At 37.8% G+C, this 6,775-nt stretch carries 8 protein-coding genes; all 8 read left to right on the top strand.

All coding sequences use genetic code 11. The annotated features are described in order from the left end of the window. Positions 1–22 precede the first annotated feature (22 nt). The 8 genes from ACE3RB_RS19600 to bshB1 all read left to right on the top strand — a co-directional run bounded on the left by ACE3RB_RS19600 (position 23) and on the right by bshB1 (position 6,691). Positions 23–886, top strand: coding sequence for a MotA/TolQ/ExbB proton channel family protein (locus tag ACE3RB_RS19600; protein WP_002976280.1), 864 nt, complete (start codon positions 23–25; stop codon positions 884–886). A gap of 61 nt (positions 887–947) precedes the next feature. Continuing rightward, on the top strand, positions 948–1,556 hold the full coding sequence (locus ACE3RB_RS19595; RefSeq protein WP_002976281.1) for a biopolymer transporter ExbD: 609 nt from the start codon (positions 948–950) through the stop codon (positions 1,554–1,556). Between the two features lie 11 nt (positions 1,557–1,567). Further along, positions 1,568–2,137 carry a biopolymer transporter ExbD gene (locus ACE3RB_RS19590; protein ID WP_002976282.1) on the top strand — a complete coding sequence of 190 codons (570 nt, stop codon included), beginning with the start codon at positions 1,568–1,570 and terminating at the stop codon, positions 2,135–2,137. Positions 2,138–2,166: 29 nt separating this feature from the next. Continuing rightward, positions 2,167–3,009 carry an energy transducer TonB gene (locus ACE3RB_RS19585; RefSeq protein ID WP_002976283.1) on the top strand — a complete coding sequence of 281 codons (843 nt, stop codon included), beginning with the start codon at positions 2,167–2,169 and terminating at the stop codon, positions 3,007–3,009. Between the two features lie 75 nt (positions 3,010–3,084). Next, complete coding sequence (locus tag ACE3RB_RS19580) at positions 3,085–3,282, top strand: DUF308 domain-containing protein (protein ID WP_002976284.1); 198 nt, start codon at positions 3,085–3,087, stop codon at positions 3,280–3,282. Continuing rightward, positions 3,272–4,144 carry a PstS family phosphate ABC transporter substrate-binding protein gene (locus tag ACE3RB_RS19575; RefSeq protein WP_374465749.1) on the top strand — a complete coding sequence of 291 codons (873 nt, stop codon included), beginning with the start codon at positions 3,272–3,274 and terminating at the stop codon, positions 4,142–4,144. Before ACE3RB_RS19580 ends, ACE3RB_RS19575 begins: the two co-directional genes overlap by 11 nt. Before the next feature lie 92 nt (positions 4,145–4,236). After that, complete coding sequence (locus ACE3RB_RS19570; protein WP_374465748.1) at positions 4,237–5,889, top strand: tetratricopeptide repeat protein; 1,653 nt, start codon at positions 4,237–4,239, stop codon at positions 5,887–5,889. 82 nt (positions 5,890–5,971) lie between these two features. Beyond that, positions 5,972–6,691, top strand: a complete 720-nt coding sequence (gene bshB1 / locus ACE3RB_RS19565) for a bacillithiol biosynthesis deacetylase BshB1 (protein WP_232721292.1) — start codon at positions 5,972–5,974, stop codon at positions 6,689–6,691. Positions 6,692–6,775: the final 84 nt, after the last annotated feature.

Genomic DNA, 6,775 nt, shown 5'->3' with positions numbered 1-6,775 from the left:
AAACAATATAATTTAGTTAAATATGGAAATGAATGTTTCAAAAAATGATGAGCAAGTAGTTGCTAGAAAGGCAGGAGGTTTAAATCCAGCTGTTATTATTCCTATTCTATTTGCTATAGGAGTATGTATTTATTTATTCGTTCTTGGTAGCCCAGGAAACTTTAAAGATGCAGACAAACTAGGAAGTGGATCTGTAGCTTTTTCAAGTGTTGAAGGAAAAGACATTCACCCAGAATCGTTTTTAGGTATTATCTACAAAGGAGGGGTTATCGTACCAATCTTGATTACTTTCATGATTACTGTAATCGTTTTCTCTTTTGAAAGATATTTCGTTCTTGGTAAAGCAGCTGGAAAAGGAAACTTAGACAACTTCGTTGTTCAGGTAAGAAGCTTACTAAACCAAAACAAAATCGACGAAGCTATCGAAGAGTGTGACAGACAACAAGGTTCTGTTGGTAACGTAGTAAAAGAAGGTCTTACTACTTATAAAGCACTTGCTCACGATACTACATTAAATAAGGAGCAGAAAATGGTAGCACTTAACAAAGCTATCGAAGAAGCTACAACTCTTGAGATGCCAATGCTTGAGAAAAACATGATGATCCTTTCTACTTTAGGTACAGTTGCAACGTTAGTAGCACTACTAGGAACGGTAATCGGGATGATCAAGGCGTTCTTCGCATTAGGTTCAGGAGGTGGTACTCCGGATGCTGCTGCTCTATCTACAGGTATCTCTGAAGCCTTGATCAACACGGCATTAGGTATTGGTACTTCAGCAATCGCTATTATCCTTTACAACTTCTTTACATCTAAAATTGACGGATTAACTTACAAGATCGATGAGATCTCTATGAGTATCCAACAATCTTTCGCTGAATTCAACTAAGAATTAGCAAGATATTTGCATTAGCAATTAAAAGAAGTTTAATTAAAAATATTTTATAATAATGGCGAGAGTCAAACCAAAAAGACATGGAGTAATTACGGACATGACTGCAATGTGTGACGTTGCGTTCCTACTCCTTACGTTCTTTATCTTGACCACTCAGTTTAAAAAACCTGACGTGGAGCAGATCAAACCGCCATCTTCAATTTCGGAAAAATTGCTTCCTGATGCTAGTTTAATGACTATCAATGCTACTCCGGACGGAAAATTCTATTTCCAGCCAGTAGAAAATGCATCAGAAAGAGTTGCTCTTTTGGATAAAATGGGACAAAAGTATGGAATTACTTTTAACAACAATCAAAAGGCTGCTTTCCAGAAAGTTCAGGCAATCGGTGTTCCAATGAACCAGCTTAAAGGTTACTTGGATATGTCTGAAGATGAGCAGAAAAATTATAAGAGTCCTACAGGAATTCCTATGGACAGTACAAATAAGCAATTAATTGATTGGGTAAAAGAAAGTTTGAGCGTTAATCCTGACTACAAGTTAGCAATTAAAGGTGACGTTACTACTCAATACCCTAAAGTGAAAAGCCTATTTGAAGGTTTAAGAGATATTGATTTTCTTAAATTTTGGTTGATTACATCACAAGAAGGTAAACCTAACGAATAATATCGATAGAAATGGCAGAAGTACAAGTACAAGAAAAAGGCGGCAAGGGCGGCAAGGTCCGCTCCAAGAAGCAGAGTACCAGAGTCGATATGACTCCGATGGTGGACTTGGGTTTTCTATTGATTACCTTCTTTATGTTCACAACTACGTTCAGTAAACCGAATGTTATGGATTTGGGTCTTCCGGCGAAACCGAAAAAAGATCAGCCGAAACCACCTCCAACAGAAATTAAACTTTCGAATTCTATCTCTATATTATTAGGAAAAAACAATAGAGTATTTTGGCACCAGCAGGATGCTACATCCCTGAATGACCAGACTCTTATGGAAACTACCCTTGATAGAGAAGGAATCAGAAAAGTAATTCAGCAGGCAAAATCTAGAGCTGCAGATCCGGCTAAATTTACCGTGATCATTAAGCCGACTGACGATGCTGTATATAAGAACTTTGTTGATATTCTTGACGAAATGGCAATTACCAAGAGTGAGCAGTACGGTGTTACTGATATCAAGCCTTGGGAGAAAGCTGTGTACGAGAAAAAAGTAGGAGGTGCTGCTGCGCCGGCTGCTGCTACAAAGTAATTTAACCATAAAATTGTTATATCTAATCTATGGCAGATGAAAATGTATACGGTCAGAATCTTACTTTAGACGAGATCGTATTTGAAAATAGAAACAAGGAATATGGTGCCTATGATCTTAGACATCAGTATCCGAGACTTTTAACAAAGTCTTTTATCATCGGAACAGCTTTATTCCTTTTGGCAGCTTTGTCTCCGTTCATCTATCTTACGATTAAAAATCTTACAGCTCCGCCTAAGCAGGAAGTAAAGGCAGATCTAGTAGATATTATCGAAGAAGATCCGATTATCGAGCAGCCTAAAGAAGAAGAACCTCCTCCACCACCTCCACCTCCAAAAGAAGAGGAGAAAATTGAGGTTATTCAGAACGTGGTTCCTGAGCCTGTAAAAGCTCCGAAAATTGAAACTCCACCACCACCGATCTCTAAGCAGTTGGAAACTACAACTGGTTTACAGAATCAGGAGGGGGTAAAAGCTCCGGCTTATACACCACCACCGCCACCACCATCTACAGGTACTAAAGCAAGTACAGTAGAAGTAAAAGCGAACAACCCTAACGAGATCTATAAAGATGTTGACCAGTCTGCAGAATATCCTGGAGGTATGGGAGCATTAAGAAAGTTCCTGGGTGATAACTTTGATACTTCTTTGATGGAAGGAGGTGAAGGAACACTTAAAGCTAAGCTTAAGTTCGTTGTAGAAAAAGACGGAACTGTATCGAACGTTACTATTGAAGAGAAATCTCCAAATGGCGACTTCAACAGTGAAGCTGTACGTGTAGTGAAGAAACTTAAAAAATGGACTCCTGCGAAGAGAAACGGGGAGAGCGTTAGATCTTACTATAGTGTACCATTTACGATGAACTTTGAATAAGACTTATTTATTCAAAATATAAATAAAAAGAGAGGCATATGCTTCTCTTTTTATTTTTTTTGGTATTTTTGTTACATGATGTTCAATTGGTTATCCCTGGTTACGGGATTGTTTTATATCGTTTTAGGAATTGTAGTGATTGTCTACAAATTCTTCTTTACTATTTTAGAACCTGCTGTTGCCTACGCATTAGGAGTAGTACTGGTTATTTATGGTATTTTCAGAATTTACAGGGCGATCTCAAGAATTAAACAATCGAGAAATGAAGAATAGTTTCAAGCTTGCAGTAATTTTTGCTCTGAGCATAATGCTGGCAGGCTGCAAAAAGGAGAAAAATGCTCCTTCCTATCACAAAGGTGATCTCACAATTTTTACTGACGAATCCTTTCAAAGCGTTACAGAAGCATTAGCTGAAGGCTATATGATCAACTACCCTGAAACCCACATCAAAGTAGAAACCAAGAAGGAAGATTTAGGACTTCTTGATCTTTTAAAAGGAAGTGCCAAAGTGGTGGTAATGTCCAGAAACCTTACTCCCGAAGAAATAAAAACATACGAGGAAAGAACAGATTTAAAGTTTCTTCCTGCCAGATTCGCTGCAGATGCAGTCGTTTTTGTTGTGCCTAAAGATTCTCCGAAAGAAAGTATTTCTATGGATGAGATCAATAACGGGCTGATGTCTGATAAAAAAGAATTTATCTTTGACGGAACCAATTCAAGTAATCTGAATTTTGTTGCTGAAAAATTTAAAAAACAGCCAAAAGACCTGAAATTTTCTATTATTCCAGGAAATCAGAAGATTATTGAGGAACTGGGAAAATATCCGGATAAAATAGGCGTTATTGGCCTTAATACTTTTAGCCGTACTTATGATAAAACTTCGGAAAGATTAAGAGAGATGGTAAAGATTCTTCCTGTGGTAGACAAAGGAAAATCATATAACGCAGATTTTGATGGACTCCGTACTATGGAATATCCGTTTACAAGAGTACTTTACTTTCTGATTAACGAAGGTAATTTTAATATCGCCAATGGATTTATAAGATTTTCATGTACTCATTTGGGCCAGAAAATTGTACAGAAAGAAGGTTTGCAGCCGTATAATCTGTATAAGAGAGAAGTGCAGATGCGTTAAAAAAAATTAAATTCACAATTTATTCCCACTAAAAATAAGGATTTGGTCTGAAAATTGTGTAGAATATAACTCAATTATTTAGAAAATATAAAATGAAAGATATAATGAATATGAATGTAAAGAAGATTGCTTTTGGAGCAGCCGTGGTATTTTTTACCGGTTTCGCCTCTGCACAGACACTGCAGGATGGTATCAACAGTATAGACAGTGATAAATTTGCACAGGCAAAAACAAACTTCACTGAAATGATCGCTAAAGAGCCTACAGCTGAAAACTACTTCTATTTAGGAAATACTTTCTTAAGACAGGGAGAGCCGGATAATGCTAAAGCAACTGAGAATTTCAACAAGGGACTAGCTGCTGACGGTAAAAGCTATCTTAACAAAATCGGTTTAGCTGCTGTTAAATTAGGAAAGGGTGATAAAAATGCCATTGCTGAAATTCAGAAAGTAGTTACTGATTCAAAAGAAAAAGATGCTGAAGTATTATTCAGAGCTGCAGAAGCTTTAACTTTATTTGAAAAGAACAGTTCTCCTGATCTTGCTATTCAGTACCTTAATAAAGCTATTGAAAAAGCTGAGAAAAAAGGAGTTCCTGCACATTATTATTATACATTAGGAGACGCTTACAGATTAAAAAGATCTCCGGGGGAAGCAATGTCAGCTTACGACAAAGCGTTACCTGTAGCTAAAAATAAAGCTTCCGTTTATACAAGAATGGCTACATTATGGATGGCAGCACAGGTATGGCAAAAAGCGAAAGAGAGTGTTGATAAAGCAATTGCAGTAGACCCTACTTATGCTCCGGCTTACAAAGCACTGGCTGGTTATGATATCAGATACCAACAAAATGCAAAAGCTACACAAGACCTTATCAACTATACAAAATATGCTGATGAGGATCCATATACTCAACTAGAAATTGCTAAATTATACTTCACAAATGAAGATTATGCAAACTCTAAAATGGTATTGGACAAGATTTTTGATAAAATTGACGATCCTATTAAGTTCAAATTAAGAGCTTACAACGCATATGCAGACAGAAACTATGCAGATGCAAAACAAAATATGGATACTTTTGTTTCTCAGGCTGAGAAGACAAGAATATTGCCTGCTGACCAAGGTTTACAGGGGCTTATTGCTGCTGGTTTAGCAAAAGATGAAAAAGATGCTGCTAAAAAATCTGCTCTAATGGCTGAAGCTCAGCAAAAAGTGGGTATTGCAAAAGCTGCTAAGGATGAAACAATGAAGTGGGATCTTGAATTAGCTAACATCGCAGGTGGAGGAGGTGCTTCTCAGGCAGAAGCTGACAAGGGACCTACTAACCCTACCATTGAAGCGTTGAAAAAGCAGGTTGCTGCAAACAGCCAGGATTCTGATGCTTTATTTAAGCTGGCAACGGCTTACCAGGATGCTAAAAACTGGAACGGAGCTATCCTTACATGGCAGAAAATGTCAGCCCTTCTTCCAGACTGGGCACCGGCATACTATAGCCAGGGATATTCTTACCAGCAGGCAGGAAATAATGAGGCTGCAAAACTGGCTTATGAAAAATTCATCAGCACAGTAAAACCAGCTGATCAGGAAGCAAACAAGCAGACTCTTGCTTACGCTTACTTTGCGGTAGCATATATGAGCAAAGATTCTGATCCTGCAAAAGCAAAAGATTATGTAGCTAAGTCATTACAGCTAGATCCTACTTACCAGGATGCTGTAAAATTAAATGCAGAAATCAATAAGTAATTTAAAATTTAAATTATAGATATTAAAACTTCCCATTCGTAATGTTTGGGAAGTTTTTATTTTAAATCCTATATTTGAATCTATGAAAACTGATATACTTGCTTTTGGTGCACATCCTGATGATGTGGAACTGGGATGTGGCGGAACTATTGCTAAAATGGTTTCTGAAGGAAAAAAATGTGTGGTTGTAGATCTTACAAGAGGTGAGCTTGGAACAAGAGGAACGGATGAAACCAGAAAAACGGAAGCGGCCGATGCTGCTAAAATCCTGGGACTTTCCGCAAGAGAGAACCTGGGAATGAAAGATGGCTTTTTGGTGAACTCAGAAGAATATCAGATGAGGATCGTAAAAATGATCCGCAAATACAGGCCAGAAATCGTTTTAGCTAATGCAATTGATGATAGACATCCGGATCATGCAAAAGGAGCGAAATTAGTGTCGGATGCGTGCTTTTTGTCCGGACTGAGAAAAATTGAAACGGTATTGGAAGGGGAGAGCCAGGAAGTATGGAGACCGAAGCATGTCTTTCATTACATCCAATGGAAAAATATTCAGCCGGAATTTGTTATTGACATTTCTGAATTTCTTGACAAAAAGATCGCTGCATGTATGGCCTATAAAACCCAGTTTTATGATCCGACTTCTAAAGAACCTGAGACTCCAATTACCACAAAAGACTTTTATGAGAGCTTAACTTATCGTGCACAGGATTTAGGCCGGTTATCGGGAGTTACTTATGCTGAGGGGTTTACGTCTGAGAAGTTAATTTCTTTGAAAAATTTTGACGGAATTGTTTGGTAGTTGAGGAAATTGTCCTATATTTGCACTCAGAAAACGGTGATTGTAGCTCAGTTGGTTAGAGCGTCGGATTGTGGTTCCGAAGGT

The organism is Chryseobacterium sp., assembly GCF_041914225.1.
Lineage (GTDB): Bacteria > Bacteroidota > Bacteroidia > Flavobacteriales > Weeksellaceae > Chryseobacterium.
Note: the sequence above shows the minus strand (reverse complement) of the source record. Positions and strands in the feature narration are given on the sequence as shown.

Coding starts and splice junctions, on each gene's coding strand:
- ACE3RB_RS19595 (WP_002976281.1), top strand. CDS start 948: ATGGCGAGAGTCAAACCAAAAAGACATGGAGTAATTACGGACATGACT.
- ACE3RB_RS19590 (WP_002976282.1), top strand. CDS start 1,568: ATGGCAGAAGTACAAGTACAAGAAAAAGGCGGCAAGGGCGGCAAGGTC.
- bshB1 (WP_232721292.1), top strand. CDS start 5,972: ATGAAAACTGATATACTTGCTTTTGGTGCACATCCTGATGATGTGGAA.
- ACE3RB_RS19575 (WP_374465749.1), top strand. CDS start 3,272: ATGAAGAATAGTTTCAAGCTTGCAGTAATTTTTGCTCTGAGCATAATG.
- ACE3RB_RS19580 (WP_002976284.1), top strand. CDS start 3,085: ATGATGTTCAATTGGTTATCCCTGGTTACGGGATTGTTTTATATCGTT.
- ACE3RB_RS19570 (WP_374465748.1), top strand. CDS start 4,237: ATGAAAGATATAATGAATATGAATGTAAAGAAGATTGCTTTTGGAGCA.
- ACE3RB_RS19585 (WP_002976283.1), top strand. CDS start 2,167: ATGGCAGATGAAAATGTATACGGTCAGAATCTTACTTTAGACGAGATC.
- ACE3RB_RS19600 (WP_002976280.1), top strand. CDS start 23: ATGGAAATGAATGTTTCAAAAAATGATGAGCAAGTAGTTGCTAGAAAG.